The organism is Protofrankia symbiont of Coriaria ruscifolia (assembly GCF_900634745.1).
In the GTDB taxonomy this organism is placed as follows: Bacteria; Actinomycetota; Actinomycetes; order Frankiales; family Frankiaceae; genus Protofrankia; species Protofrankia californiensis.
Genome location: NZ_CAAAFR010000184.1, coordinates 76,958 through 103,437, shown reverse-complemented (window position 1 = coordinate 103,437; position 26,480 = coordinate 76,958). Strand labels below are relative to the sequence as shown.

General features: G+C 67.8%; 23 protein-coding genes. 18 read left to right on the top strand and 5 right to left on the bottom strand.

Annotated features, from left to right (window positions below; all coding sequences use genetic code 11):
• Positions 1 to 840 precede the first annotated feature (840 nt).
• Both CV1CTNOD_RS21425 and CV1CTNOD_RS21420 read left to right on the top strand, forming a co-directional pair.
• Complete coding sequence (locus CV1CTNOD_RS21425; protein ID WP_131787750.1) at positions 841 to 2,193, top strand: extracellular solute-binding protein; 1,353 nt, start codon at positions 841 to 843, stop codon at positions 2,191 to 2,193.
• A gap of 401 nt (positions 2,194 to 2,594) precedes the next feature.
• Positions 2,595 to 3,944 carry a transcriptional regulator gene (locus CV1CTNOD_RS21420; RefSeq protein WP_131787796.1) on the top strand — a complete coding sequence of 450 codons (1,350 nt, stop codon included), beginning with the start codon at positions 2,595 to 2,597 and terminating at the stop codon, positions 3,942 to 3,944.
• 84 nt (positions 3,945 to 4,028) lie between these two features.
• Here CV1CTNOD_RS21420 and CV1CTNOD_RS21415 read toward each other — a convergent pair whose 3' ends face one another.
• The gene (locus tag CV1CTNOD_RS21415) at positions 4,029 to 5,297 is read right to left on the bottom strand and encodes a YgfZ/GcvT domain-containing protein (RefSeq protein WP_131787749.1); all 1,269 of its coding nucleotides are present in this window, start codon (positions 5,295 to 5,297) and stop codon (positions 4,029 to 4,031) included.
• 7 nt (positions 5,298 to 5,304) lie between these two features.
• Entirely contained in the window at positions 5,305 to 5,820 is a 516-nt protein-coding gene (locus CV1CTNOD_RS21410; RefSeq protein ID WP_131787748.1) for a Fur family transcriptional regulator, read from the bottom strand.
• A gap of 591 nt (positions 5,821 to 6,411) precedes the next feature.
• Between CV1CTNOD_RS21410 and CV1CTNOD_RS21405 the strand changes: the two genes are divergently transcribed.
• Positions 6,412 to 7,146, top strand: a complete 735-nt coding sequence (locus CV1CTNOD_RS21405) for a phosphoglyceromutase (RefSeq protein WP_131787747.1) — start codon at positions 6,412 to 6,414, stop codon at positions 7,144 to 7,146.
• 333 nt (positions 7,147 to 7,479) lie between these two features.
• On the opposite strand, the gene phoU is transcribed toward CV1CTNOD_RS21405, so the two are convergent.
• Positions 7,480 to 8,121 carry a phosphate signaling complex protein PhoU gene (gene phoU, locus CV1CTNOD_RS21400; RefSeq protein WP_131787746.1) on the bottom strand — a complete coding sequence of 214 codons (642 nt, stop codon included), beginning with the start codon at positions 8,119 to 8,121 and terminating at the stop codon, positions 7,480 to 7,482.
• Positions 8,122 to 8,787: 666 nt separating this feature from the next.
• Between phoU and CV1CTNOD_RS21390 the strand changes: the two genes are divergently transcribed.
• From CV1CTNOD_RS21390 to CV1CTNOD_RS21335, 12 genes are all read left to right on the top strand, one after another.
• Positions 8,788 to 9,918, top strand: a complete 1,131-nt coding sequence (locus CV1CTNOD_RS21390; protein ID WP_242606911.1) for a sensor histidine kinase — start codon at positions 8,788 to 8,790, stop codon at positions 9,916 to 9,918.
• Between the two features lie 3 nt (positions 9,919 to 9,921).
• Positions 9,922 to 10,602, top strand: a complete 681-nt coding sequence (locus tag CV1CTNOD_RS21385; RefSeq protein WP_131768604.1) for a response regulator transcription factor — start codon at positions 9,922 to 9,924, stop codon at positions 10,600 to 10,602.
• Between the two features lie 362 nt (positions 10,603 to 10,964).
• Positions 10,965 to 12,080: a Ppx/GppA phosphatase family protein gene (locus CV1CTNOD_RS21380; protein ID WP_131787744.1), complete on the top strand. Its 1,116-nt coding sequence runs from the start codon at positions 10,965 to 10,967 to the stop codon at positions 12,078 to 12,080.
• Between the two features lie 56 nt (positions 12,081 to 12,136).
• A complete protein-coding gene (locus CV1CTNOD_RS21375) occupies positions 12,137 to 13,114 on the top strand; it encodes a sugar phosphate isomerase/epimerase family protein (protein WP_242606899.1) in 978 nt (325 codons plus the stop codon).
• A gap of 110 nt (positions 13,115 to 13,224) precedes the next feature.
• The gene (locus CV1CTNOD_RS21370; protein WP_242606898.1) at positions 13,225 to 14,052 is read left to right on the top strand and encodes a class I SAM-dependent methyltransferase; all 828 of its coding nucleotides are present in this window, start codon (positions 13,225 to 13,227) and stop codon (positions 14,050 to 14,052) included.
• 295 nt (positions 14,053 to 14,347) lie between these two features.
• On the top strand, positions 14,348 to 15,313 hold the full coding sequence (locus tag CV1CTNOD_RS21365) for a proline dehydrogenase family protein (RefSeq protein ID WP_131787743.1): 966 nt from the start codon (positions 14,348 to 14,350) through the stop codon (positions 15,311 to 15,313).
• A 148-nt stretch (positions 15,314 to 15,461) separates the two neighbouring features.
• On the top strand, positions 15,462 to 16,262 hold the full coding sequence (proC, locus tag CV1CTNOD_RS21360) for a pyrroline-5-carboxylate reductase (protein WP_131787742.1): 801 nt from the start codon (positions 15,462 to 15,464) through the stop codon (positions 16,260 to 16,262).
• 156 nt (positions 16,263 to 16,418) lie between these two features.
• Entirely contained in the window at positions 16,419 to 16,517 is a 99-nt protein-coding gene (locus CV1CTNOD_RS21355; protein ID WP_003948845.1) for a 30S ribosomal protein bS22, read from the top strand.
• A 240-nt stretch (positions 16,518 to 16,757) separates the two neighbouring features.
• A complete protein-coding gene (locus CV1CTNOD_RS25925; protein WP_131787741.1) occupies positions 16,758 to 17,027 on the top strand; it encodes a hypothetical protein in 270 nt (89 codons plus the stop codon).
• Between the two features lie 432 nt (positions 17,028 to 17,459).
• Positions 17,460 to 18,500, top strand: a complete 1,041-nt coding sequence (locus tag CV1CTNOD_RS21345; protein WP_131787740.1) for an NAD-dependent epimerase/dehydratase family protein — start codon at positions 17,460 to 17,462, stop codon at positions 18,498 to 18,500.
• A gap of 730 nt (positions 18,501 to 19,230) precedes the next feature.
• Positions 19,231 to 20,370, top strand: a complete 1,140-nt coding sequence (locus CV1CTNOD_RS27050) for a lysophospholipid acyltransferase family protein (RefSeq protein ID WP_431607167.1) — start codon at positions 19,231 to 19,233, stop codon at positions 20,368 to 20,370.
• Between the two features lie 63 nt (positions 20,371 to 20,433).
• The gene (locus CV1CTNOD_RS21335) at positions 20,434 to 20,658 is read left to right on the top strand and encodes a hypothetical protein (RefSeq protein WP_131787739.1); all 225 of its coding nucleotides are present in this window, start codon (positions 20,434 to 20,436) and stop codon (positions 20,656 to 20,658) included.
• 97 nt (positions 20,659 to 20,755) lie between these two features.
• Here the strand turns inward: CV1CTNOD_RS21335 and CV1CTNOD_RS21330 are convergent, their stop codons facing one another.
• Both CV1CTNOD_RS21330 and CV1CTNOD_RS21325 read right to left on the bottom strand, forming a co-directional pair.
• Positions 20,756 to 21,658 (bottom strand): HAD family hydrolase, encoded by a 903-nt coding sequence (locus CV1CTNOD_RS21330; RefSeq protein WP_131787738.1) that lies wholly within the window; start codon positions 21,656 to 21,658, stop codon positions 20,756 to 20,758.
• Between the two features lie 164 nt (positions 21,659 to 21,822).
• On the bottom strand, positions 21,823 to 22,671 hold the full coding sequence (locus CV1CTNOD_RS21325) for a sigma-70 family RNA polymerase sigma factor (protein WP_242606895.1): 849 nt from the start codon (positions 22,669 to 22,671) through the stop codon (positions 21,823 to 21,825).
• 630 nt (positions 22,672 to 23,301) lie between these two features.
• Between CV1CTNOD_RS21325 and CV1CTNOD_RS21320 the strand changes: the two genes are divergently transcribed.
• The 3 genes from CV1CTNOD_RS21320 to CV1CTNOD_RS21310 all read left to right on the top strand — a co-directional run bounded on the left by CV1CTNOD_RS21320 (position 23,302) and on the right by CV1CTNOD_RS21310 (position 26,016).
• Positions 23,302 to 23,649 (top strand): glutaredoxin family protein, encoded by a 348-nt coding sequence (locus tag CV1CTNOD_RS21320; RefSeq protein ID WP_131787737.1) that lies wholly within the window; start codon positions 23,302 to 23,304, stop codon positions 23,647 to 23,649.
• A 181-nt stretch (positions 23,650 to 23,830) separates the two neighbouring features.
• Entirely contained in the window at positions 23,831 to 24,661 is an 831-nt protein-coding gene (locus CV1CTNOD_RS21315) for a redox-sensing transcriptional repressor Rex (protein ID WP_131787736.1), read from the top strand.
• On the top strand, positions 24,658 to 26,016 hold the full coding sequence (locus CV1CTNOD_RS21310; protein WP_131787735.1) for a glutamyl-tRNA reductase: 1,359 nt from the start codon (positions 24,658 to 24,660) through the stop codon (positions 26,014 to 26,016). Before CV1CTNOD_RS21315 ends, CV1CTNOD_RS21310 begins: the two co-directional genes overlap by 4 nt.
• Positions 26,017 to 26,480 lie beyond the last annotated feature (464 nt).

Here is a 26,480-nt window from a genome sequence, read left to right as displayed (position 1 = left end):
TTCCTCTGTTCTGCCGTGTTCGGCTCCTGTTCCGCCCGGTCGGCAGGGCGGTCCAGGGCCTGGCCGGGACCGGCCGCCGGGTTACCGGCGCCCCGCTTTCCCAGCGTCCGGTCGTGGACGCCGCCCGGACGACTGAACTTCCCTGCCGGGTCCCGGCGCCCGGCCACGGCGCCCGGCCACGGCGTCCGGGTGCTCTCCGCGCTGTTTTCGGTGCTGTTTCCGGCGGTGGCCAGGCGCTTCTTCGAGGCTTGTCGTCGACCCGACCGGAATCGCTGCCGGCGGATTTCCCGATGTGCGTTCCCCAACATTGTCAGAAATACGACAGCAGGGTTCCGGTCGTCAATCTTGTTCCTGCTGCCCTCCCATGAACGGACAGTCGTGTGTGTGGTCGTGGCGACATGCCCCGGTCGTATACAAGTGTTCGCCAAACCGCCAGGATTTCAGCCGTGTACCGAACAGATGAGACCCGCCCGGGGACGCCGGCACAGGGGCCTGCCCGTGGTTGCGCTCGTGGGCGGTCGGCGACCGGCAAGCTTCGTCCCTCGTGGTGTGTCTCGCAGCTCACGGCGGCGTCGACGCATGGGGCGCCTGGCGTCGACGGTGTCCGTGGCCGGGTCCGACCGGCAACCTCGGCGGCCCTGCGACTCGCGAGCCTGCGAATTACATTTCCATTGTCGGCTCTCGCCTCCATGATGCCGGGCGCGCCAAGTACCGCGAAATCGACTGTGTTCGTTCCGCTCCGGTGTCGGCCGCTCGCCGGAATCACCGGCGGCGCCGACACCAAGACCGGCACCAAAACCGGCGGCGGCGTCGGGGCATAAGAGCCTGAAAGGAAGAAACTTGATCCGAATTCCGCCGGCGACGCGGTTCGCCGTTGCCGCCGCCGTGTTCACGATTACCGCGTGTGGGGTGGGTGGTTCGAACAGCCCGTCGTCGAAATCCAGCCTCCGCCCGCCGGCCCGGCCGGCCACCGTTGCCGTGGACGATGCGAACGGGGCCACGGCATCGATCCAGTGCGCGACGAAGGTCAAGGCGCTGCGGATGATCGTGAGTGGTCCGCTCGCCGACACCGCCAGGGCCGGCAAGGTTCGCATGGAAAAGGCCCATCCCGGCCTGACCGTCGAAATCACGTCCACCGCGACCACCTATTCCCAGATCGTCCAGCAGATCGGCGCCGATGCGTCCATCGGGCACAGTACGGACCTCGCGGTGGCCGGGCTCGATCTGCTGGCCACCTTCGTCCAGCAGCTCGACGCCCAGGAGCTGTCGCCGCGGTCGCTGCGCGCGTCCTACGACCAGCGGTTCGCCGCGCTGGGCAAGGTGGGCAGCCAGCTGTTCGTCGTCCCGCAGCAGGTGTCCGTACCCGTCCTGCTCTACAACGCCGAGATGCTTGCCCAGGCCGGGGTGGACCCGGCGTCGCTGAAGAGCACCACCGGTGTGCTCGCAGCCGCCGAGAAGATCAAGAAGGTTCTTCCCGGCGTCCAGCCGATCGACCTGCCAACCGGGGACCAGTTCGGACAGTGGTTCTTCAACACCATCGCCGGGTCGAAGGGCGCGAACATTCAGAATGCCGGGGGACGGCCGGACTTCACCAGCGCCGCGGCGCGCGAGGCCGCGAGCTTCCTGGCCAGGGTCGGTAGTTACGGGCCACAGTCGAACACACCGGCTGACGCCATGGTCCGCTTCGGTTTCAGCAGGCAGTCCGCGATCGTGGGCGCGAGCATCAGCTCGGTTGTGCCGGGGCTGCAGGCCATTGAGCGCCGGAGCAAGGGCATGTTCCCGCTCGGTGTGGCGCCGATCCCCGTTCTGCCGGGCGGTACGCAGCATCCGGTGGTCGGCGGAAACGGTCTCGTGGTGCTGGCCACCGACCGCTGCCAGAACGAGATGGCCACCGAACTGATGATGTCGTTGCTTGCTCCGGACGTGGTCGCCGCGGGCGTGAAGGCGCTGAGCTACCTGCCGGTCGACACCGAGGCCGCGAACCAGCTCGTGGCGTTGTACAGACAGTATCCACAGGTCGTATCCTTCAACGCTCTGGTCGATTCGCTCGCCCGCGCGCCGTACTGGTCCGGGCCGCGAGGTGGTGAAGTGCCGATCCTCGCGTCCGAGGCGGTCGCGAGGATCATGCTGGGTGCGGACCCGGTGTCCACGCTGACCGAGCTGCAGAGCCAGGCGGAGACGCTTGTCATGTAACCGACGGTTACTGTTCGCCAGGGCGCACTCCTCTCTTTTCGTTTCTTTTCGTATCCATTCCGTTGCTAAACGGAGGGCGTAAGCGAGGAGTGGGCGCCCTGGGACGCTCCGTGTGATCTCGTTGTGGTCCGCCTCTCGCATGGCTCGCAACTGGCGGTAGTATCAAGGCACGATCTTGCTTGACAGCAAGCAGATGAGCAGTCAATGGCTTGTGCGTGATTTCTCGTGGTGCATTCGTGGTCATGTTGTGAACACCCGTGCAATCGGTGCCAAAGGGCGCGCGCTGTTGTCCTTCTGTGGTCTTTGCGCACGCATCGCTTCCTGTTTGTCACTGTGTCGCGAAGATGTCACCACATAGCGTCGTTAGCTGCTTACCAGATGCGACTCGAAGGAGGCAGATGATGTCGACCGATGGTGCCGGCGCCTGCGCTCACCCGCTCGCGTTCGTCCGGGCGCAGCGTGGCTGGTCCTACCAGCGGTTGGCCCGAGTGGTGGCGCGCCGTGCGCGCGACCTGGGCGTGGCCAACATGGCGGCGGAACGTCAGAAGGTCTGGCGGTGGGAACACCGGGGCGTCGTGCCTGATCGTGTCTCCCAACTCGCCCTCGCCGCCGAGTTGGGGGTTTCGGCCGAGAAGGTCGAGTCCAATCCCTGGCCCGCGTGGCTTCCGACCGGTGACGTCGTACGTACCGACTACCCGTGGAACGGCGCGGGCAGCGTGACTTCCATGATCGATGTTGTCGAGGGTGCCCTCACCGACCGTCGAGGGTTTCTCACCATCACCGGAGCAGGCGTGGCGAGCCTGGCCAACGAGTGGCTCAGCCTGGAGCCCACCCGCCTCGTCGCCGCGCTGGACGGCGGGCGGGTGGACGAACAGATAGTCCACCGCATCGAGCACAACATCCCGGGATTACGGCTGATGGACGACCGGCTTGGCGGGGAGGGTGTCCGGCGGCTTGTGGACGCTGAGCTCCGGGTGGTGGCCGAGCTGCTCGCCAGGGGTTCGTACACGGAAAAGATCGGTGCGAGCCTCCAGCTACTCGCCGCCGAGCTCGCCCGAGTCGCCGGTTGGGCGTCGTTCGATGCTGGTTATCATACGAGCGCGCAGCGTTACTGGATCGCGGCCCTGCACGCCGCTCACGCTGCCGGAGACCGGCTGGTCGGTGCGAACATCATGAAGAACATGTCGCTGCAGTGCGTCGACTTCGCCCGTCCGGGGGAGGCCGTCGAACTGGCGGAAGCGGCCGTAGCGAGCAGCGGTGGCATCAGCGGACGAGCTGGCGCGATGTTCCAGATGAGGCTGGCACGGGCGTATGCGGCTCTGGGGAATTCGGCTGGATGCTTCCGGGCGCTTGCCCGGGCCGAAGCGGCCTTCGACCGGTCCACCCCGCAGGATCCGGCCTGGGCGAACATTTTCGATGAAGGATTCTACACAGCCCAGCTTGGGATCTGCTACATCGATCTCGGTCGTCTGCCGCAGGCGGACCGGTGGCTGGGTCGCTCCCTCGAGGTGCACCCGGTCGCCCGCGCCCGTGACCACGCCACATACCTGCTCCGCCGCGCGGCTGTTCAGATCGATCTGGGCAACCTCGACCACGGGTGCGCGCTCGCCCGCGAGGCGGTGCCGTTCCTGGAAGCCACCCGTTCGCAGCGAAACGCGCGTCGGGCGGAAGAGGTTCGGCGCTCCCTGCGCCGACACGCGTCGGATCCGGAGGTCCGCGAAGTGGATCAGCTTCTCGCCCGTCCCGCCTGAATTTGCCCGTCCTACCCGCATGACGGTCGCCCCCCAGCTGAACCGGCCGCGGCGGCGATGGACGGGGACGACGAACTGGTCAGGTCAGCCGACGAGACGGCCGGCCGGGCGGGCCGGTTGCTCAGGCCCGCTCGCCGGCTCCACGGACGCCGCGACCTCGCCCGCTTCCGGATCGACGATGACCAGGGCGGTTTCGTCGGTCACGGTACGTTTCACGACCGCGAGCGCGATCGGACCGAGTTCCGTGTGTACGACCGATGTGCCCACGAACCCGACCGTCCGGCCACTGCTGCTCACCGGTGCGCCTCGGGTGACCGTCGTGCCGTCCAGATGCAGCAGGACCATGCGTCGTGGCGGGCGTCCCAGGTTGTGGACGCGGGCGACGGTCTCCTGACCGCGGTAACAGCCCTTGTCGAGGTGGACGGTGGTGGTCAGCCAGCCGACCTCGTGCGGAATCGTCCGATGGTCCGTCTCCGAGCCCAGGCGGGGCCGGCGGTCGGCGACTCGCATCGCCTCGAACGCGCCGATACCGGCGAGGGAGGCACCCGCGGAGATGAGCCGTTCGACCGTCCCGCCCAGCGTCCACCGTGGTGTGAGCAGGTCGACACCACTGGGCATCGCCCGGACGAGTATCCCGTACCTGTCCGGACTCTCGTGGTTGGTCACAGGGTGGCTGGCCACGGCCGGCGGTGCGGCGTCCGGCCGGACGACCGTCCGGGCGAGTGGATACTGTCCCTGCGCCAGCAGGTCGCCGTCGTAGCTCACGGTCACACTCTGTCCGGCGGGTCGGTGGAGCGGGGGGTCGAGCAGTGCGAGCGCGCTGTTCACGACGTCCACGGCGTCCGGGCCGATCACCGACAGCACTGCGTAGTCGGCACCGACGTCGACCGGCTCGACCCGCAGCAGGAAACGCATTGACTCCAGGTAGGCGAGCAACGCGGCGCTGGTACCCGGCTCGACGTCGAGCCAGGTGGCCGTTCCATCGTCGGCGATCATCAGATGATGTTCGACATGGCCGTGCGGGGAGAGCACCAGCGCCTCGCTGCCTCGCATGGCCGGCATCGCGGCGAGATGCTGGGAGGTGATGCTGTGCAGCCAGGACAGCCGGTCCGGACCGGTGATACGCAGCATCCCGCGGTGCGAGCGGTCGACGACCGCTGCGCCGCGCTCGCAGGCGCGTTGTTCGCGTAGCGGGTCCCCGTAGTGGTCGGCAACCCCCAGGTCGGGTTCGGTGGCGGGCACGGCGCCGGCGACGGCCAGTAGCGGTGAGCGGTAACGGGGGCCGTCGCCCGGGTCGCCGGGCACGAGCGGCTGGGCACCGGTTGCGGGCGTGGCGGTGGAATCGGCGGTCATGGACTGTTCAACCAGAACCCGGGTCCGTACAGTTCCCGCACCGGCCGGCAAGTGCGACGTGGCTGACGTCAACGGAAAAGCCGAGGTCGTCCCGCAGCCGGGTGACCAGGTCGGCCAGTACGTCTGAAGGGATCTCCTGTACCTTGCCGCAGCTTCCACAGACCAGATGGACGTGTTCGGCGAGGCTGGCAGCGTGATAGGTCGGCGCACCGTGACCGAGGTGGGCGTGCGAGACAAGCTCGAGTTCCTCGAGAAGGTCCAGGGTGCGGTACACCGTTGAGATGTTGACCCCGCCCGCGGTGCGGCGGACCTCTGTGACGATCTCCTCGGGGGTGGCATGGCCGAGCCGGGCGACTGCTTCGAGGACCAGTTGGCGTTGCGGTGTGAGACGGTAGCCCCGGGAACGCAGCTGCGTCTGCCAGTTACCCTCTACCGACCCGGAGACCTGGGCCTCTGGCAGTGCGCCAGAGGCATGATCACACCGCCTTTGGCCCTCCCGGCCACCCGTGACGTCCACCGCCATGGGAACAGTCTAGGGTCTGTTCGGTAGATCTTCGATCGCGCCGACGGTGCCCCTCTGCGCTGCTGCCGTGACTGCCCGAACCCCAGGATCGATCGTTGCGCATCCGTCATTTCGCGCCGTACGGGACCCGCTTGGAACGCCCTGGTGCCTGGTGGGGAAAAGCGGTTGCCGAGTCCGCCTGGCCCATCGTAGCGTTGTCCGTACACGGGAAGGGAGGTGGTCTAGTTTTGTGTGATAAACGGACTCGTGAGGTGACTGTCCGCTAGCCGGTCTCGTGGTCCTCACCCTGCCGGGTGACCTGCGGGCACCGGCACCGGCGAGAACCAGACAGGCACCGGACCTCCGGGCGTCGTCGCTGGTCCCGACGGCCCGTCGTCCCTTCCGTGGACGATGGAAGCGCCCGGAGGTCTCTTTTTGACATGGTCGATCCGGTCTGGTTCATCCGGACCAGTTGATCGGGGCCGGGTGTACCGGCATGCAGCGGTGAAGGACTGCACGTTCAGGTCGAATCGGCTCCGAAGGCGTCCCGGGTGAGTCCGCCACGCCCGATCCAGCCGCATCGGGCGGGTGGGTTACGGCAGGATCGAAGTCATGCCGACGCTCGTTCTGCTCCGCCACGGCGAGAGCACGTGGAACCGAGAAAACCTGTTCACCGGCTGGGTGGATGTCGATCTTTCCGAAAAAGGCCTCAAGGAGGCGACCCGCGGCGGTGAGCTGCTTCGCGACGCGGGTGTGCTGCCGGACGTGGTGCACACGTCGCTGTTGCTGCGGGCGATCCGCACCGCCTGGATCGCGCTCGACGCGGCCGGACGGACATGGATCCCTGTGCACCGCTCCTGGCGCCTGAACGAACGGCACTACGGCGGCCTGCAGGGGCTCAACAAGGCCGAGACACTCGCCGAGTACGGCGAGGAGAAGTTCATGCTGTGGCGCCGTTCCTATGACACGCCACCGCCGCCCATCGGGTCCGGTCAGGTCAGTGGTGTGGACGAGCGCTACGCCGACCTGCCGCCGGATGTCATCCCGACGACCGAGTGCCTCAAGGACGTGGTGGTCCGGATGCTGCCGTACTGGTATGACGCGATCGTGCCGGATCTGCGGCGCGGGAAGGTCGTGCTCGTCGCAGCCCACGGCAACTCGCTGCGCGCGCTGGTCAAACATCTGGACGGGATCAGCGACAGCGACATCGCCGGCCTGAACATCCCCACCGGCATCCCGCTGCGTTACGAGCTGGACGACGATCTGCGTGTGGTGAGTTCGGCATATCTGGATCCGGAGGAGGCGGCAAGGGCCGCAGCCGCCGTGGCCGCACAAGGTAAGAAGTAGCGGACGCCAGGTAAGAAGACGCCAGGTAAGAAGGCAGTGGACGTAAGAAGAAGGTAGCGGACGCTGTGAGCGTGGACATGCCGCCGGGTGCCGGTCGGCATGTCCGGTTGGCTTCTCGGGCCTGCCGGGCTCCCCGGGCCCGCCGCCGTGGGCTCGCTTCCTCTGTTCGGTGAGCCTCCCGGGTGCCTTGGGTTCGGTGACTGCCTTGGGTTCGGCGACGAGGACGCCTGCTGCCTGCTCGTCCGGCGCCGTGCGTCGCGGCGTCACGTAGGTCACGTAGGCCGCGGCGTCACGTAGGTCACGGCGTCCGCGGAGCCCGATGTGGCTACCTGGTCAGAATCTTTTCCCGGTGACAAGGTAGATCACCCGGTGGGCGACCGACACGGCGTGGTCGGCGTAACGCTCGTAGTAGCGACCGCACAGGGTGATGTCGATCGCAGCCTCCATGCCGTGGGTCCATTCCGTTTCCAACAGCACGTGGAAGAGCTTGCGGTGCAGGGCGTCCATGGTGTCGTCGTCGCTTTCCAGCTCCTTGGCCAAAGCGGCGTCGTGGCCCGCGATGACCGACCCTGCCTTGGCGACGATGCGCTGCGCGACCTGGCCCATCTCCAGCAGGGTCGAGTGCAGCTCCGGCGGGACGGCGCGTCCGGGATAGCGCCGGCGGGCCACCTTGGCGACGTGCAGAGCGAGATCACCCATGCGTTCGAGGTCGGCCACGATGCGAAGCGTCGTGACCATCGTCCGCAGGTCGGTGGCGACCGGCTGCTGGCGCGCCATGATATCGAAGGATCTTTCCTCGATTTCGTTGCGCAGCAGATCCACGGTCTCATCGGCCGTGATCACGCCCTCGGCGAGTTGCAGATCGGCGTCGAGAAGCGCAGTTGTCGCTCGCGCCATTGCTGAGGCGACCAGGTTGGTCATCTCGACGAGTGAGGAGTTAATGCTCTCGAGCTCGTCGTGGAAGGCATCCCGCACGGACGGCTCCTTCGTGTGTGTAGCGGTTGTCAGCCCATCGGATCACAACAGGGCAGGTTGGGGATGGCCGAAGGCGGCGCGATCGTGTTTTTTCGCGCTGCCGCAGGTCCAGGTCGCTTGGAGCGCGACCACGCATGTGCCGGCTCCCGGCACTGCGAGCCGGCGTCGGCTGCCCGGAAGGAAGCTGCCGCTCGGGCTTTCGACGCGTCATGAGGTGGTTATGAGGTGAGGGCGAACAGCGATTGCTCCTGTACATACGACCCCGAACGCCGCGCATACCCTGCCGCGATCAACGATGGTCGGCGGTGCTCGCCCTCCGGTGAACAGTCTCTGTTGGCCGGATGAACTCCTGACGACTATCGGCATTGGTCAGGTTGATACACCCTCAGACTGCTGCCAGCCACCTACCATTCGGCCGTGGGCGAGGCTGCGGGTGAGGATGTGGGCGAGCGGGAATCCGGCTTCGGAGTCCGCCCGGATTCCTCCGGGCCGGGGTTGCACGCCGACGGGGAGCGCTCCGCGACCCGTTCCGGTCCGGCATCCTCGGGTCCGGTCCCGCCGGGTCCGGTCCCGCCGGGTCCGGTCCTGCCGGGTCCGGTCCTGCCGGGTCGGGGTGCGTCCGCAACCCGGACGGGCGACAGTACGGTTGTGTCCCCGCGGCAGCGGATCCGCGATGTCGCGGCCGCGAACCCGCCGACTGCCGCCCACGCGGCGCTGCCCTCGCGCCTTATCCGGCGCCTCGTCGACGGACTCCCGTCCGGGCTGGTCGTCCTGGACGCCGACGGCGTGGTGGTGCTGGCCAACCCGGCAGCCCGCGCCATGGGGGTGATCGTCGACGGCCGCCTGGGCCTGGCCGAGCTCAGCGACCTGGCCGGTCGGACGCGCGGGGACGGCGTCGACCATGACCAGCAGCTCGACCTGCCGCCTCGCCCCGAGCCGCCGCTGACCCGCCCCCGCCCCGATCAGCAGGCGTTCGCCGTGCGGGCCCGCACCTCGCGGCTGGGCCCGGACGGCCACGTCGCCGTGATCATCGACGATCTCACCGAGGCTCGCCGGGTGGAGGCGGTCCGCCGTGACTTCGTGGCGAACGTCAGCCACGAGCTCAAGACCCCGGTCGGTGCGCTGCACCTACTTGCCGAAGCTGTTGCCGCGGCCAGCAACGATCCGGTGGCCGTCCGGCGGTTCGCCTCCCGGATGACGCACGAGTCCTCCCGGCTGGTGCGCCTCGTCCAGGAGATCATTGATCTGTCCCGGCTGCAGGGCGCGGACCCGAGGCCGGATCCCCGGCCGGTACAGGTGTCGGTGGTGCTGACCGAGGCGTTGGACCGCACCCGGCTGACCGCCTCGGCCCGCGAGATCACCGTCGCGGTGATCGGTGACAGCGACTTCGTGGTCAGCGGGGACGAGGGGCAGCTCGTCACCGCGCTGGCGAATCTTGTGGACAACGCGGTCAACTACTCCCCGCCGGGGACCCGGGTTGTCGTCGGTGTCCGGCGCTCCGGCGACACCGTGGAGCTCTCGGTTGCCGACGAGGGCATCGGGATCGCCGAGAAGGACCTGGAGCGGGTGTTCGAGCGCTTCTACCGGGCCGACCCGGCGCGGTCCCGTGCGACCGGCGGTACCGGCGGTACCGGGCTGGGCCTGGCGATTGTGAAGCACGTCGCGACGAACCACGGGGGAAGCGTGGGCGTGTGGAGTTCCGAGGGCGCCGGATCGACTTTCACGATCAGGTTGCCTCTGCTGCTGGCCGACGCCGACGTCGAGCGCGGATATGACAACGATGACGAAGGAGTGTGACGCGTGACCCGCCTGCTGGTCGTGGAGGACGAGGAGTCGTTCTCGGACGCGTTGTCGTTCATGCTGGAACGGGAGGGGTTCGACGTCGCGGTGGCCGCTGACGGGCCGACCGCGTTGGCCGAGTTCGAGCGGCACGGTGCTGATCTCGTGCTGCTGGACCTGATGCTGCCGGGCCTGTCCGGGACGGAGGTCTGCCGGGCTCTGCGTCAGCGGTCGACCGTTCCAGTGATCATGTTAACGGCTCGCGACAGCGAGATAGACAAGGTCGTCGGTCTGGAACTCGGTGCGGACGACTACGTGACCAAGCCGTTCTCCGCCCGTGAGCTGGTCGCCCGTATCCGCGCGGTGCTGCGTCGCCGCGGTGAGATCGAGGAACGCGTCACGGCGACGCTGGAGGCCGGTCCGGTGCGCATGGACGTCGAACGCCATGTCGTCACCGTCGACGGAACCTCCGTGCCGCTTCCCCTGAAGGAGTTCGAGCTGCTGGAGATGTTCCTGCGCAACGCCGGCCGGGTCCTCACCCGCGGCCAGCTGATCGACCGCGTCTGGGGGGCGGACTACGTCGGGGACACCAAGACGCTCGACGTCCACGTCAAGCGCCTGCGTACCAAGATCGAGGACGAGCCCGGCAGCCCGCGCCACCTGGTGACCGTCCGAGGTCTGGGATACAAGTTCGAGCCCTGATGCTCGTGGTCTGCTCAGCACCACAACTGTGATTTTTTCGCCATGATTATGATCTTTCGATCGATGTTCCGGCCTGACGCCGGCGATCACTGTATAGCTTGGTCGGGTGAAGGATCTGTCCGGCCGGGTCGCGGTGAGTGCCTGATCGCTGTCATAGTTGTTCGCCGGACGCCGGTGTCGACCTGTCGCAGCCGGCTTGATGCACGACCGACCGGGAGTGGATGCGTGAAGCTTGGCCATGGGATGACGGCGACGCTCGTTTCCCGTTTTTTGTCTAATTATACTAATTATACTAATTATACTAATTTGACTTATTTGACTGATTTTTACGGTTCGCTTGTAGTCGCGCGCGTGGACAGTTCGTGCGTCCGATGTCACTGAAGCCCGCCGTCGGGACTTCTGCTGTCGGGGCCCCCGTCGGCGGCCGGCCCGGGATCGGTGAACCGCCTGCGACGCAGGCGGACCTGACCCGTTCCGACGGCCGTCGGGAGCCCCTGACCCATCAGGTCGTCGGTCATGTCGCCGTTGCGCCCGCGACCGGCCGGATGCGCCTCGGTGTGATCGACATCGGGTCGAACACCGTGCACCTGCTGGTGGTGGACGCCCATGTCGGCGGCCAGCCGCTGCCGGCTGCCAGCGTGAAGGTTCCACTCAGGCTTGTCGAGCTTCTCGACGGCGACGGAGCACTCTCCGCCGAAGGTGAGCGGATCCTGACCGAATGCATCATCCAGATGAGCGTACGTGCCGACGAACTCGGCGTGGACGATCTTGTAGCGTTCGCCACCTCGGCGTTGCGGGACGCCGCCAACAGCGAGGCCGTCCTGGCCCGGCTGCGGACCGCCAGCGGCGTCGCCCTCGACGTCCTGCCGGGGCAGGACGAAGCCCGGCTGACTTTCCTGGCGGTGCGGCGCTGGTTCGGCTGGAGCGCCGGGCACCTGCTTGCGCTCGACATCGGAGGCGGATCCCTGGAGATCGCGGCCGGGATGCACGAGGACCCGGACGTCGTGTCCTCCCTGCCACTGGGGGCGAGCCGGCTCAACCGTGACTGGTTCGCCAACGACCCGCCGAAGCGGTCCGAGGTCACGGCCCTGCGGCGGTACGTCCGGGCGCAGATCGCCCCGGTCGTCTCCAAGCTGTACGTGGTCGGCGAGCCCACCCGGGCGGTGGCGACGTCGAAGACCTTCCGCTCCCTGGCCCGCATCGCCGGCGCCGAACCCTACAGCCGCGGCCCATATGTCCGCCGGGTCCTGCGCCGGGACGCGCTGCGCGAGATATCCACGCGACTGTGCAAGATGTCCGCCGCCGAACGATGTGATCTGCCGGGGGTGTCGGCTGATCGCGCGGGCCAGCTGGCCGCCGGGTCCGTGGTCGCCTCCGAAGCCCTCGACCTGCTGAACCTGGACGAGGTCGAGATCTGCCCGTGGGCGCTTCGGGAAGGCATCATTTTGCGCAGGCTGGACTGGTTGACCTCCGCGTGACCCCGGCCGGTTCGCGCGGGGCGCCGGCCTGCGCGCTCAGGCACTACTCTGGAAGGATGTCCGAGGCGCCGACCCCAGCGCCGCGGCTCGGGGATGCCGAGGTCGCGGACAGCCGTGGCCCAGGTTTGCGGCAGCCGACAGCGGATTTTGCTGTTTCGCCCCGTGGCACCGCATACCCGACCTTGCTCACACCTCGTGGAAGCGGGCGGATCATCGCGCAGGTTCCTTCAGCCAAGATTGCATTGTCGACCGCGTCGACGTATCCGGAGTCGACGGCGGCGGCCTTTGAGATGGCTGCCCGGCTCGGCTATGACGGTGTCGAAATCATGGTGTGGACGGACCCGGTGAGTCAGGATCCCGAGGCTCTGCGGCGGCTTGTCGATTATCACGGCATTCCGATTTTGGCCATCCATTCCCCGTGCCTGCTGCTCACCCAGCGTGTGTGGGGGGTCGAACCGTGGGCGAAGTTGCAACGGGCCCGCACCGTTGCGGAGACGCTGCATGCACCGACCGTGGTCGTTCACCCACCGTTTCGTTGGCAGCGTGACTATGCCCGCGATTTCGTCGAGGGCATCGAAAGGATGGCGGGCGAGACGGCCGTCCGCTTCGCGGTCGAGAACATGTTCCCGTTGCGTGCCCGCGGGCGGGAGGTTTCCGCGTACGCGCCGGCCTGGTCACCCGTGGGTGACGACTACCGGCATGTCACCCTGGACCTGTCGCACACGAGCGTGTCGCGCTCCGACGCGCTCGCCATGGCCGACGAGCTGGGCGAGCGACTGGTCCACGTGCACATGGCTGACGGGGTCGGGCTGGCCAAGGACGAGCACCTCGTGCCGGGACGCGGCAACCAGCCGTGCGCCGACCTGCTGGAACGGCTCGCGGCCCGGGGTTTCGACGGGACGGTGGTTGTGGAGATCAACACCCGGCGGGCGGAGTCCCGGGCGCAGCGGGAGGCCGATCTCGCCGAGGCCCTGGCTTTCACCCGGCTCAATCTCGCGGCGGCCCCGGCGGCTGCGGGCGGTCGCGCACCCTGAGCCACGGCCGGGGGCCACGGCCGGGTCGGTTGACAACACCGGCGAACTACCGCAGGTGAATAGAGGCGAATAGCTGTATGCCTCCTGCGTGATGGTGTCACCATGCAGCAGTGAGCACCAGGTCACTTTTCGATCCGCTGGTGGATGCTTATGACGCCGCGCGGCCGTCCTATCCTGATCGGCTGTTCAAGGATCTGGAATGGCTGGCCGGACGTGAGCTGGCCGGCGCGGACATCCTCGAGGTCGGCGCGGGGACCGGCATAGCCACCCGCGCCCTGCTCGTGCGGGGTGCCCGGGTGATCCCGGTGGACCACAGTTCGGGGATGCTCGGCCGGCTGCGGGAACGCACCCCCGGGATCGCCGCGGTACGCGCCGACGGTGAGGCCCTGCCGTTCTCCGACGCCGTGGCGGGCCTTGTCTGCTACGCCCAGGCGTGGCACTGGGTGCGGGTGCCGGTGGCCGCGGCCGAGGCGGCGCGGGTGCTGCGTCCCGGCGGTGCGCTCGCGCTCTGGTGGAACGACGTCGACGGCGAGGATCTACGCTGGTGGGAGCGTCAACAGCAGCGGCTGGAGGCGATGAGTCCCGGTTACCGGCGCGCCTACCGGACCCGCCCCTGGTCGGACGAGCTGCGCTGGACGGGCCTGTTCACCGAGGTCGTGACGGTGTCCGGCCGCTGGAGCCGGACGCTCCCGCTGGACAGGTATGAGCTGTGGCTGCGCTCGAAGTCGTACGTCCAGGCGATCGGAGATCGGCTGGAGGACTTCCTGGACGCCGAGCGGCGCTCGCTACTGAAGGTTTTCCCCGACGGTATGGTCACTGAGCCGTTTCACACGGTGTTGGTCGTGGCCCGCCTTCCCCCGAATAGTCGCTCCGCGACGATTCGGGGACCCCTGGCGGATGGGCTGGCCGCTGGGGTTGGCTTACCGATCATCCAGTGATGATCGGTAAGGAAAAGGACCGGAGCGAGTTGGGGGCTTCGCCATGATGCTGAAGGTGACCAGTCACGGGAAAAGATATGGATCCGCTGCTGTCACAACAGCACCGGATCCACATCCTTTGGGCCTGGCCGGGGAGATGGGTCGGCTGGGATGAGGTCTGGCCGGGAGGCGGCTTCGTGACGATTCGCCGGACCTCTGGTGGATGGGTTGGTCGCCGTGCGGGGTTACCGATGGTGGGGTCGGTAACCCCGTGGTCCTCGTGTTCCTGGAGGGCGCTCTGCGGGATCCTTGAGAGGTGCTGCGAACAGCGTTGCTGATGGCTTCAGGTGATCCGCGGGTCCGGCGGCTGGTGTCCACCGCGCCGTTGACCCGGGGTGTGGTCGCGCGATTCGTCGCGGGCGAGGACGTCACGGCGGCGGTCACGGTCGCCGCCGGTCTGCGTGACGCCGGTCTGCGGGTGTCCCTGGATCTCCTCGGAGAGGATGTGACCGACTGTCACCTGGCCGAGGAGTCGGCCGCCGACTACAGCGAACTGCTGCGCGCCCTGGCTGACGCGGGGCTCACACCCGAGACGGAGGTGTCGGTCAAGCTTTCCGCACTGGGTGCGGGGCTGGATGCCTCGCTTGCCCGCGACCTCGCCTTCCGGGTGTGCCAGGCGGCCCGCGACGCCGGCACGTGCGTCACCGTCGACATGGAGGACCACACCACCACCGACGCCACCTTGACCGTTGTCGCCGAGCTGCGCCGGGAGTTCGACGAAACCGGTGCCGTCGTCCAGGCGTACCTGCGGCGTACCGAGGCGGACTGTCGCGATCTCGCTGTTGCGGGCGGTCGGGTGCGGCTGTGCAAGGGCGCCTATGCCGAGCCGGCCTCGGTCGCGTACATCCGTCGGGCCGAGGTGAACGCCTCCTACGCGCGGTGCCTGGCGGTTCTGATGGCGGGCCGGGGTTATCCGATGGTGGCGACCCATGATCCGGCCCTGGTCGAGCTGGCCGCGAGCCTTGCCGGCGAGCTGACCGTGGGAGGGCAGCTCGCCGGGCGAGCGGTCGGACCGCTGCAGGGGTCTGACCGGCGACCGTTTGAGTACCAGATGCTGTACGGAGTCCGGCCGGGGGAGCAGCGGCGCCTTGCCAGGGCCGGTGAGGTGGTACGGGTCTATGTTCCGTGTGGGCGCGAGTGGTACGGCTATCTGATGCGGCGGCTCGCCGAACGTCCGGCCAACCTGCTGTTCTTCGTGCGTGCGTTGCGGTCCACCGCGTGAGAACAGCGCGATGAGCAGCAAGAACCAGTGAGAACAACGTGAGAACCGGTGAGAGCCACGTGAGGGTCACGTGAGAGCCACGTGAGAGCCAAGTGAGAAAGGCGGTCCACCGGATGACAGGGATGGTCCGCCGGGTGAAGGGACGTCCATGACGATCGCGATCCTCGGCGCAGGCAAACTCGGCGAGGCGTTGCTGGCGGGAATGCTGCGCTCCGGGCATGACCCGGGCGATCTGTTCGTGACGGCACGGCGGTCGGGCCGTGCCGAGGAACTGTCCGCCCGCCACGGGGTCGAAGCGGTTTCCAACCCGGCCGCGGCCGTCCGGGCGGACGTGCTGATACTCACGGTCAAACCGCAGGACATGACCGCTCTGATCGGCGAGATCACGAACGTCGTCACGCCGGATCATCTGGTGATCTCGGTGGCGGCCGGCGTCACCACCGCGTTCCTGGAGCACCGGCTTGCCGTGGGCACACCAGTGGTGCGGGTGATGACGAACACCCCTGTTCTCGTGGACGAGGCGATGTCGGCGATCTCGGCCGGTGCCCATGCCGGTGAGGAGCACCTGAGCCGCACCGAGGATCTGCTGACGCCGGTCGGCAAGGTCGTACGGGTACCCGAGGCGCAGCAGGACGCCGTGACAGCCCTCTCCGGCAGCGGCCCGGCCTACTTCTTCTACCTGGTCGAATCGATGATCGACGCAGGCATCCTGCTGGGGATTCCGCGGGGGGTCGCGGCGCAGCTGCTGGTGCAGACCGCGGTGGGGGCCGCTGTGATGTTGCGCGACTCCGGTGAGCATCCGGTGATGTTGCGGGAGGCGGTGACGTCCCCGGGCGGTACGACGATCACCGCTATCCGGGAGCTGGAGAAGCACGGCGTCCGGGCGGCGCTGTTGGCCGCGATCGAGGCGGCCCGGGACCGTTCTCGCGAGCTCGCCAGCCCCGGCTAGGCTCCTTCGGCCTCCGCGCGCGCAAAAAATCATGATCGACGGGTGGAGGCGTCCGGCGGCGTGAGGGAACCCGTGATCGCGCCGCGTTGACCGGCGGACCGGGTAGGCTCGGCCGATAGTTCGTTCGGCTTTCCTTCCAACAGATCGGTCGGGTTCGTGGGTTCGGTTATCAAGAAGCGTCGCAAGCGAATGGCCAAGAAGAAGCACCGCAAGCTCCTCAAGCGGACCCGCGTTCAACGGCGCAACAAGAAGTAGCTAAACGATTACTTCAAGTTCCTTCCGTTGCCACGCTGCGTGGCGCGGTGCTGCGCGTCCTTGTGCCGGACGCCGGACGTAGGGGCTGGACGGCCTGGAGTGAACGCCGCGTAACCGGATAATACCGCGTGGTGTACCCTTCGCTGCCGGCCGCCAGTCACTGCCGGAAGTTCCGTATGACGGACGGCACCTGATGTGACTGACGGCAACCGGACCGGCGTTGGCGCCGGGGGTTGCGTCATGGGTTCGTGGACCGGTTCTCTCCCCGGACCACGGACTGACCATGGACTGGCATCCCCCGCCGGGCACGTGTCGGGTGACGGCGTCGACGTCCGGCAGGTCTCCGACCAGGATCTGTTCCTACCGGCGCCGGCCGCGGTGTTTCGCCACCGGGACGGCTACCCGCCCGTTGCCATGCGGTGGACGTGCTCCGCGGGTGTGCTGTGTGGTCGTGGCGCGGTCGTGACAGCACATGCTTCCCGTGAGCCCTTCCGCGAGCTCCGTCCGTGAAGTCGTGTCTGCCGTGTTGCTCTCGATTCCCGCCTGATTCCGACGGCCGGTCGGCATCGCCTGCATCCCGGATGATCTTTCCGGTATCCCGGTAGGTCTCGCCGGCGTCCGGCCGGCTTTCGGTCGCCTTTCGGCCGTTGCGGGCCGCGTTCGGTTGTGTGCTCGACGCGACTGATCCGGCGATGCTGCCGGGTGATGCCGCCGGATCGGGCGATGTCGCCGGATGAGGCCCGCGAATCGTTGTCGGACGAGACTCCGGAATCGTTACCGGATGAGCCGGCGGTGTCGCCTCGGGTTATGTTGCCCCGTCAATGTCGACGTCGGTTAACGTTGACCAATAGGACGCCACGCCATGTACCCCACGATGTTTCTGCCGCGACAACACCAGGGCGTAGCATAGGTTCGGATGTCGGGGGTAGGGGGCGACGAGAAATGCGACCACGCTGCGTGCTGGTGACTGGTGTTTCTCGGCCGCTCGGCGCGCAGGTGGCGAGTGTCTTCGCGGCTGATCCGGAGATCGAGAATGTGATCGGGGTCGATACCGCGCCTCCACACGACGACCTTGGCCGCACGCAGTTCGTCCGCGCGGACATCCGCAATCCGCTGATCGCAAAGGTAATCGGTGCCGCCGCCGTCGACACCGTCCTTCATCTGAATGTGATCGCCACTCCGCTCGGAGCCGGCGGACGGGCGACGATGAAGGAAATCAACGTCATCGGCACCATGCAGCTCCTCGCCGCATGTCAGAAGGCTCCGAGCGTCACAAAGGTCATCGTAAAGTCCACCACGACGATTTACGGATCATCTCCCCGTGACCCGGCGCTGTTCACCGAGGACATGGAGCCGCGCAGTCTTCCTCGCGGGGGTTACAGCAAGGACGCCCTGGAGGTCGAGGGGTACGTACGGGGTTTCAGTCGCAGGCGGCCCGATGTCACCGTCAGCGTGCTGCGGTTTACCAACATCGTTGGCCCCGGCATCGACAGCCCGCTGACCCGTTACCTCGAGCTGCCGGTCGTCCCGACGGTGCTCGGCTTTGATCCGCGTCTGCAGCTCCTGCACAGCGAGGACGCGCTCGGTGTGCTCGTGAAGGCGGCTGTCGAGGACCATCCGGGCACGTTCAACGTCGCCGGGGACGGCGTTCTCCTGCTCTCCCAGGCCGTGCGGCGGGCCGGGCGTGCCCCCCTGCCGGTACCGTCCCCGGCCGTGGTCACGTTGGGAAATCTGGTCCGCAGATCCCGGCTGTTGGACTTCTCCGCCGAGCAGCTCGGCTTCCTCGCGCACGGGCGTGCGGTCGACACGACCCGCCTGAAACACGTGTTCAACTACGTCCCGCGATTCACGACGTTGCAGACTTTTGACGACTTCGTACGAGACCGTCCGATGCGTTTCGCGATCGACCGCGACGCCGTGATCCGGCTGGAGCGGACTTTGTTGGACGTGCTTGCGCGGCGCAGGCTGGTCGGGACGTCATGACGTCGTCACCATCTTTGGGTGGCTTCCGCGGCGGGCGGGGAGAAGGTAGGCAGGCAGAGAAGAGGTTGAGTCCGGTCATGACCGTGTCCACCGCGTGGCGTCCGCCGTGCGGCCCGGTTCGGCAGGCGTGGATCGAAGGTTGGGAGGCCGCTGAATAACGGCATTCGATCAGCGAACGGGCTGTCCGGGGGACACGGCCGGACAGGTGTCGTCCACCGGTCTCCCAGCCGGCCGAAGAGCGCACGGGCATGGCCGTTGTCGCGCGTGTCGCGCGCTCGGAGGTCCCAAAGGAACCCAGGAAACCCTGGAAACTCACACGGAGTATCAGGGCAAGTCCGGTGAAAAGGTGGTCACGAGTGTGAGTGAGGCGCGCATCATCCCGCTAGGCAGCAAGGATGCCCGAATCAGGGCGGGCGGTGGCGGGGCGGAGCGCCGTTCCCGGCCGCAGGGCCCGTCAGACGGCAATCACGACGATCCGATTGCCGTGAACGGTGCCAATGCCGGTGAATCGGTCGACAGCGGGCGTGTTGTCGAATATCGGCTGGCTGGCGACGGCGACCTGGAGCCGCACCGGGACGATCCGACCGCCTCGGCGACGGTGGAGACGGGTCCGGAGAGATCCGGTGGCCAACGGCGGCGCGACGGTGGTTCCTCTCGGGCCCGCGGCGCGGCGCGGCGGGCGTCCTCCCGTCTCGGTACCGCCGACCCGGAAGGTACCGGCGATGCCGGTGTGCGGGGTTCGGCAGATTCCGGGGATCCCCGGGAATCCCCGGAATTCGGGGAATCCGCCGGTGAGGAGACCGGCAGCGTACGTGGCGGTCGGCTCGCCGCCGCGAACCGTGCGGCAGGCACCGGGCGAACGGCCGACGTCGATGGGACGGCCGACGTCGACCGGACGGTAAATGCCCGCGGAAACGGCGGTGCGCAGATGCCGAAGGGACGGGCGGGTGTTTCCGGCAGGCATGCCCCCTCCGATGATTCCGGCGCCGGGCAGGTGTCCGCGCTGCCATCCGAGCCGCTGGCCGACGCGGGCAGTCTCGAGCGGGCTCTCGCGGGTTTCCTCGCCTTCCTGCGGCGACGGATCACCGGTGATTATGTGGTCGACGAGCACGGCTTCGACCAGGATCTGACCGAGAACGTCATCGCTCCGCTGCTGCGTCCGATCTACCAGAACTACTTCCGGATCGAGACCCGAGGCCTGGAAAACATTCCGGACACCGGCGGCGCGTTGATCGTGGCTAACCACTCCGGTACGTTGCCACTGGATGCGATCATGACTTCGCTGGCGATAATGGACCATCATCCGGCCCGCCGGCATCTGCGGATACTCGCCGCGGACCTGGTGTTCTCCGTGCCGTTCCTCGCGCCGATGGCACGCAAGACCGGCAACACCCTCGCCTGCCAGGCCGACGCCGAACGGCTGCTCGCCGGTGGCCACCTGGTGGGTGTCTGGCCGGAAGGTTTCAAGGGGATCGGCAAGCCGTTCAGCGAACGGTACAAGCTGCAGCGCTTCGGCCGCGGAGGTTTTGTTTCGGCGGCCCTGCGTACGGGCGTCCCCATCATTCCCTGCACGATTGTCGGGGCCGAGGAGACCTATCCGATGATCGGAAATCTCCGGACGCTCGCCCGACTGCTCGGACTGCCCTACCTCCCGATCACGCCGACATTTCCGTGGCTGGGGATCCTCGGTCTGATACCGCTGCCGTCGAAATGGTTCATCGAGTTCGGCGAGCCGGTGGACACAGAATCGCCGACCCCGACCCCGGCTGAGGACCCGATGCTGGTGTTCGAACTCACAGATCGAATCCGGGAAACGATCCAACATTCCCTCTACGGGCTGCTGATGCAACGCCGATCGGTATTCTTCTGACTCATGGCGACCGTGGATGGGCACCGTGGGACCTGGTGGCGCACGAGGTCGGGACGAACATGGGTGGGTCGCGGTCTCGCCGCCGGCTATCTGCTGTCAGTGACCGCAGCGGTCGCTGCGCTGGCGGTTATAGGCGATCTTTTCCTGTCGGTGTGGCTGGCCGTCATCGAGGTGGCCTCAGTCGTCACGATCTTCTTTGTGGTGCGCCGGGACGAGCCGCCGGGCCCGGCGCGTACCACCCGGCTGGGCACGCCGAACGATCCCGGCATGCCCAGCGGCCGCCGGTAGGCGCGCCCGCGTAGGCCCTGGTTGCCTGGTTGCCCAGGCTGTGCGAGATTGCCTGGTTGCCCAGGCTGTCAGGTTCCGGCGAGATGCCGCCTGGTGATCAGCCGGTCGCGCCGATGTACCGACGGCGCAGCGCCATGCCCGCCGCCACCCCTCCGGCCAGCGCGCCCATTCCGGCGGCTGTCGGCACGCCGATGCGGGCGGCCTTCCTGGCCATGCGGAAATCCTTGATCGGCCAGTCCCGTTCCCGGGCGACGGCCTTGAGATCGGGGTCGGGATTGATCGCGACGGGATGGCCGACCAGCGACAGCATGGGCAGGTCGTTGATCGAGTCGGAGAAGGCCCAGCACCGGGAAAGATCCAGTTGTTCGCGTTCGGCAAGAGCGCGCACCGCGGCCGCCTTGGCCGGGCCGTGCAGTGGTTCCCCGACGAGATGGCCCGTGTAGCGTCCGTCCACGACCTCGCTGACCGTTCCGAGCGCACCGGTGAGCCCGAGTCGCCGAGCGATGACCGAGGCCAGTTCCACCGGCGTGGCTGTGACGAGCCATACCCGCTGCCCGGCGTCCAGGTGCTGCTCGGCCAGGGCCCGGGTGCCCGAGTAGATCCGTTCCGCCATCCGTTCGTCGTAGATTTCCTCACCGAAGCGGACGATCTCGGCGACCTCACGGCCGGCGACGAACGCAAGCGCCGCCTCCTTGACGTCCCGCATCCCGTCGGTGTTCTCCAGCCCCCAGACCCGGTAGGTGACGTGCTGCCAGCCGAATCGCAGCAGGTCCCGGGACTGGAAGAAGTCGCGCGCGGCCAGCCCGCGCGCGAAGTAGAAGATCGACGCCCCCATCATCATGGTGTTGTCCACGTCGAAGAAGGCCGCCGCGGTCGGGTCCGGTGGTGCTTTGGCCGCCTGGTCGGCGGCCACCTTCAGCGCCGCGGTAGCGGCGGCTTCGGCATCGGCTCTGCGGGCCTTGTCGTCCGCTGACCGTTGCGGGCGTGGTCGAAACCGCATCGTGATCTCCTGGGCGTGCGCGGCGCGGGGAAGGACCGCGCTGTCACTGTGACGTGGGAAGCGTACGGTGAGAATGGTCCGGGGCCGGGGACGCGTACCGGCACACGCACGGTCCGCGGGCGGCCGGGGCGGTCGGGATACCTGCACCTGCGGCGGTGTGGGGCTCAGACCGATCCCTCCTGGATACGCCGTGCCAGGGATCGCACGGCCCGGTACTGAAGAGCCTTGATCGCACCCTCGTTCTTGCCCATCGCCAACGCGGTCTCCCGGACGGAGAGTCCTTCCACGAAGCGTAGTACCACGCATTCCTGCTGTTCTGGGCTGAGCGTGCGTACGGTGTCCATGAGGGCTCTGCCGGTGATGACGGCCAGGACCGACTCTTCCGGCCCGGATACGACGACATCCTGTCCTGCCGACAGGATGTCGTCGGTCGGAAACTCCAGCTGGGCCCGCCTGGACTTCCTGGAGTCGATTATCAGGTTCCGGGCGATGGTGATGAACCAGGCGCCGATGTCACGCCCCTGCCAGGTGAAGGTCCCGATGTTGCGCAACGCGCGCAGGAAGGTCTCGCTGACGATGTCCTCGGCTGCCGTCCAGCTGCCTATCCGGTAGTACACGTACCGGAAGACCATCCCCATGTAGAGATCGTAGAGCTCTCCGAATGCCTCGCTGTCGCCCTGTTGCGCGCTGCGCACCAGGGCCGCGAGGTCGGCGTCGGGCCGGTGCGTGTTCGGTGGGGGCTCGTCGGGAAAGGACGCCTGGTGATCGGTCCGGCCGTCGGGGGATGCGGCCCGGACCGTCTGCCGGCCAGGCGATGTTCCCGCGGTCGAGTTGGCCACAAGGGGTCTGGCCAGCATGGCCGCGGAAGATATGAGCATGATGCGAGCCAGCTCGGCGCGTAGTGCGGCAAAGCAGGTGGAATCGGCACGTGGCACCGCAAAGTAGGCGGCGCCGGCGCGTAGCGCCGCGCAGCTACCGGGATCGGGAGCTCGTTGCGGCCACGGCGGGTTCACGTCGGCGATCGGTTCACGGCGCCGCGGGTGGCGACGGACTTCAGGTCGAGTCTCGGGTCGTCTGCCAGGTGGGGGTCCTCGCTTCCACGTCCCCGCAGCGCTCGGGAAAGGGCGGAGGGCATACTGGCTCCAAAGATCGAGGAGGCTCGGTGAAGCAGGGCACGATCCGCTCGGAGACCGGGATCCTCCGGTGTGCGTCGGACAGGTAGGACCGGGCCGACGGCGACGCGATCGATCTTTGCTCCTCTCGCGTCAAGGTATGCCAATGGCCAGGGAGGACCCATTCAGTGACCCGGGAACTGAGGACCCGGCGGACCGTGCAGCGATCTGACGGGCATGCTTCTCACGCGGTCGGAGTCCTCGGAATGGCCCGGGTACCGGGCCTCCCAGACCTCCCGCATCGGCGTAACCGATCCGGGAGGAACCCCGAGCGCAGGAAGAACATGATCGCGCTGCCTTTGGCCCTCCAAAACCCTAGGGAGCTGAGTCTAGCCAACGACCCGACACCGGGCATGTGGAGTGGGGCGAAGATGCGCGGTCGTCTCATGTGCCGGGAGGAAGTGCTTTTCTGGCTTTGTTGCATGGTGCAGGCGATCTTTTTACGCGTGACACCTTTTGATGATCGGAGCGATGGTGAGGGTTTCCGCGGGTCGAGGTGCCGGCAGCGGCGTCGGCAGTGCGCAGGCGGATGTCAGCGGCGGCGGCAGCGCGCGATCGGATGTTCGGGTCACCCTGCTGGTCCGGGCCGGTTGTCATCTTTGCGCTGACGCCCGGGTCGTGGTGGCCCGGGTGGCGGCCGACACCGGCGTCGGCTGGACCGAGGTCGATGTCGACACGTCGGCCGATCTCACGGATGCCTATGGTGATCGCGTCCCGGTGGTTCTCGTCGACGGGCGGGAACACGGCTACTGGCGGGTCGAGGAAGCCCGTCTGCGGCGCGCACTGACCGGTGGCCGCTGGGGGTGGTCGAGGAAATGATCGTAGGTCGGGTCCATGGCGTACCTGAACTTAAGATCACGCCGACTTCGTGAACACCTTCACGAAGTCGTAAACTCGCCCCGACAGTCGTCTACTGGTGTCGTTCGACCGCGCAGCACTGTGGGGCCGCACGGCCGGCGCCGCCGGCAGTCGGGCGTCTCGAATGGTGCGGGAGCCGTACATGACTGAGCTTCGGCGGGCAGCCACCACTGTCCGTGAACGCTCGTCCGTGCCTGAGGCGACAGTTGCCCGCCTCCCGCTGTACCTGCGGGTCCTCACCTCGCTGGCAGATCGGGCAGTCCGTACGGTGTCGTCCGAGACACTGGCGAAGGCTGCGGGCATGACCTCGGCGAAGGTCCGCAAGGATCTGTCCTACCTCGGCTCGTACGGCACGCGTGGCGTCGGCTACGACGTGGACTTCCTGCTCGGCCGTATAGCCGCCGAGCTTGGGCTGACCGAGGACCGTGCGGTTCTGTTGGCCGGGGTCGGCAACCTCGGCCACGCGCTCGCGGGATACGGCGGTTTCCAGTCCCGGGGATTCCGTGTGGTCGCCCTGCTCGATGTCGACCCCGGCCGGATCGGCGAATCCATCGGTGGCGTCGTGGTCAGCCCGCTTGACGAGATGGAGGTCCTTGTCGAGCGCAACCAGGTGACGATAGGTGTCATCTGCACGCCGGCGGCAGCTGCGCAGGCAGTGTGCGACCGCCTTGTCTCCGCGGGAATCACAAGCATCCTCAATTTCGCGCCGATCGCGTTGTCGGTGCCGGTGGGAGTGGACGTGCGCAAGGTAGATCTTGCTGTAGAGCTGCAGATCCTGTCGTTCCACGAGGCTCGCAAGCGTTCGGCGCCGTCCGCGGGCGGTGTGGCTTCACCCATGCGCCGGACGGGTCGGCAGGGTGAGCCCGCCGACCCCCACCGTGGCGTCGTGACCCGCACGCCGGCCGGGCCGTCGGTGTCGGGGACGCGGGGCAGCGGCCCGCTGGTGGGCACGACCGGGGGTGATGTGTCATGAGTCTGCTGGTTGTCGGGCTCAACCACCGGACGGCACCCACGTCCATCCTGGAGATGGCCGCGGTGCCCGACGACGACGTCCCGAAGGTCCTCCACGATCTGTCGCAGGCCGGGTCCGTCGCGGAGAGCGTGGTGCTCTCGACATGTAACCGCACCGAGATCTACGCCGAGGTGGAGACCTTCCACGGAGGCGTTGCCGACGTGTCCGACCAGCTCACCCGGATCACCGGGACGCAGCTGTCGGATCTCGCCCCACACCTGTACGTCCACCACGAGGCACGGGCCGTCGGCCACCTGTTCTCGGTCGTCTGCGGGCTTGACTCGATGCTGGTGGGGGAGACGCAGATCCTCGGGCAGGTCCGCTCGGCACTGCGCGCGGCCCAGGCCGAGGCCAGCGTCGGTGCCGCTCTCGAGGGCCTGTTCCAGACGGCTCTGCGGGTCGGTAAGCGGGCGCACAGCGAAACCGCGATCGGCACGGCCGGAGCGTCGATCGTGTCCGTCGGGGTACGGATGGCCGCAGACGGGTGGGAACCTGTGCCCTCCGGTGCGCCCGACCCGTCACCCGGGAACGTGCCCGCCGACGGCGCGCTGGCCGGTCGACGCGTCCTGCTCGTGGGCGCGGGAGTGGTGGGGGCGCTGGCCGCGGCGGTCGTGCGGCGGGCCGGCGCGGCCGATCTCGTCGTCGCGAACCGCACCGCGGCACGGGCCCGCCGGATCGCCGACACCTACGGCGCCGAGGTGATCCCGCTCGCGCAGCTGGCGGACGAGCTGGACCGGGCCGACCTGGTGATCTCCTCAACCGGTGCGTCCGGGCTGATCCTGACCCGGCAGCTGGTGGCCGACTCGCTGGCCCGGCGCGGCTCCCGGCCGCTGGTGCTGCTGGATCTCGCGCTCCCGCGGGACGTCGACGTGGCCGTCCGTGATCTGCCGGGCGCCACCCTCATCGACCTCGACACGCTGCGGACGGCCCTTGACGGCCAGCAGGCGGTCGGCGATGTCGAGTCGGTGCGGACCCTCGTGGCGTCCGAGGTCAGTGCTTATCTCGACCGCCGCCGTGCGCACCGGGTCGCCCCGACGGTCGTGGCACTGCGGGCGCAGGCCGCCGCTGTCGTCCGGGAGGAACTCGCCCGGCTGCAGACCCGGCTGCCCAATCTTGACTCGCGGGACTGGGCCGTGGTCGAAGGCGCGGTGCGCCGGGTGGCGGACAAGCTCCTGCACGCGCCGACCGTGCGGGTCCAGCAACTCGCGGCGTCCCCTGGTGGTGATTCCTATGCCGAGGCGCTGCGGGAGCTGTTTGATCTGCCTCGGGAAGCCCCCGCGGTGGTCTCGGTACCCGATCTGCCAGAGGCTCCATGACCTCCATGACCTCCATGAGGGGAAATCTTCGATCCCGCCGTGCCCTTCGATCCCGCCATGCGGCGCGGGGTGTGTGCTCGCATGGCGGCCGAAGCGAGTGCGCTACCTGGGCATCGCAATGGGGCGATGACCACCTGGCGAGTGGCCAGCAGCGCATACCCGGCCTGGGACTGAGCGCATACCCGGCCTGGGACTGAGCGCATACCCGGCCTGGGACTGAATGTTGTGCCGATACGAGGTAACGTCAATACCCGAATAAGGGCCGCGCCGATAGGCGCGTTGGATCAGCGAGCAGGCTTCGGTGACCCATCGCGAAGCGATGTACGAGGCCTGTGGGGCCGTGGACCCGGCAGTGCCTGTTGACGCCGGCCCCACAGTCGCAGCGCCCTGGGGACAGGATGTTGTGAGGACAGGGCGTTCGATCAGGCAGCAGCGTCCGGGTGGATGCCTGGCGAGGTGACAGG

Bases quoted from the DNA above. Each gene is read 5' to 3' on its own strand.
- CV1CTNOD_RS21420 (WP_131787796.1), top strand. From the start codon at position 2,595: ATGTCGACCGATGGTGCCGGCGCCTGCGCTCACCCGCTCGCGTTCGTC.
- CV1CTNOD_RS21415 (WP_131787749.1), bottom strand. From the start codon at position 5,297: ATGACCGCCGATTCCACCGCCACGCCCGCAACCGGTGCCCAGCCGCTC.
- CV1CTNOD_RS21410 (WP_131787748.1), bottom strand. From the start codon at position 5,820: ATGGCGGTGGACGTCACGGGTGGCCGGGAGGGCCAAAGGCGGTGTGAT.
- CV1CTNOD_RS21405 (WP_131787747.1), top strand. From the start codon at position 6,412: ATGCCGACGCTCGTTCTGCTCCGCCACGGCGAGAGCACGTGGAACCGA.
- CV1CTNOD_RS21375 (WP_242606899.1), top strand. From the start codon at position 12,137: ATGTCCGAGGCGCCGACCCCAGCGCCGCGGCTCGGGGATGCCGAGGTC.
- proC (WP_131787742.1), top strand. From the start codon at position 15,462: ATGACGATCGCGATCCTCGGCGCAGGCAAACTCGGCGAGGCGTTGCTG.
- CV1CTNOD_RS25925 (WP_131787741.1), top strand. From the start codon at position 16,758: ATGGGTTCGTGGACCGGTTCTCTCCCCGGACCACGGACTGACCATGGA.
- CV1CTNOD_RS21345 (WP_131787740.1), top strand. From the start codon at position 17,460: ATGCGACCACGCTGCGTGCTGGTGACTGGTGTTTCTCGGCCGCTCGGC.
- CV1CTNOD_RS21330 (WP_131787738.1), bottom strand. From the start codon at position 21,658: ATGCGGTTTCGACCACGCCCGCAACGGTCAGCGGACGACAAGGCCCGC.
- CV1CTNOD_RS21320 (WP_131787737.1), top strand. From the start codon at position 23,302: ATGGTGAGGGTTTCCGCGGGTCGAGGTGCCGGCAGCGGCGTCGGCAGT.
- CV1CTNOD_RS21315 (WP_131787736.1), top strand. From the start codon at position 23,831: ATGACTGAGCTTCGGCGGGCAGCCACCACTGTCCGTGAACGCTCGTCC.
- CV1CTNOD_RS21310 (WP_131787735.1), top strand. From the start codon at position 24,658: ATGAGTCTGCTGGTTGTCGGGCTCAACCACCGGACGGCACCCACGTCC.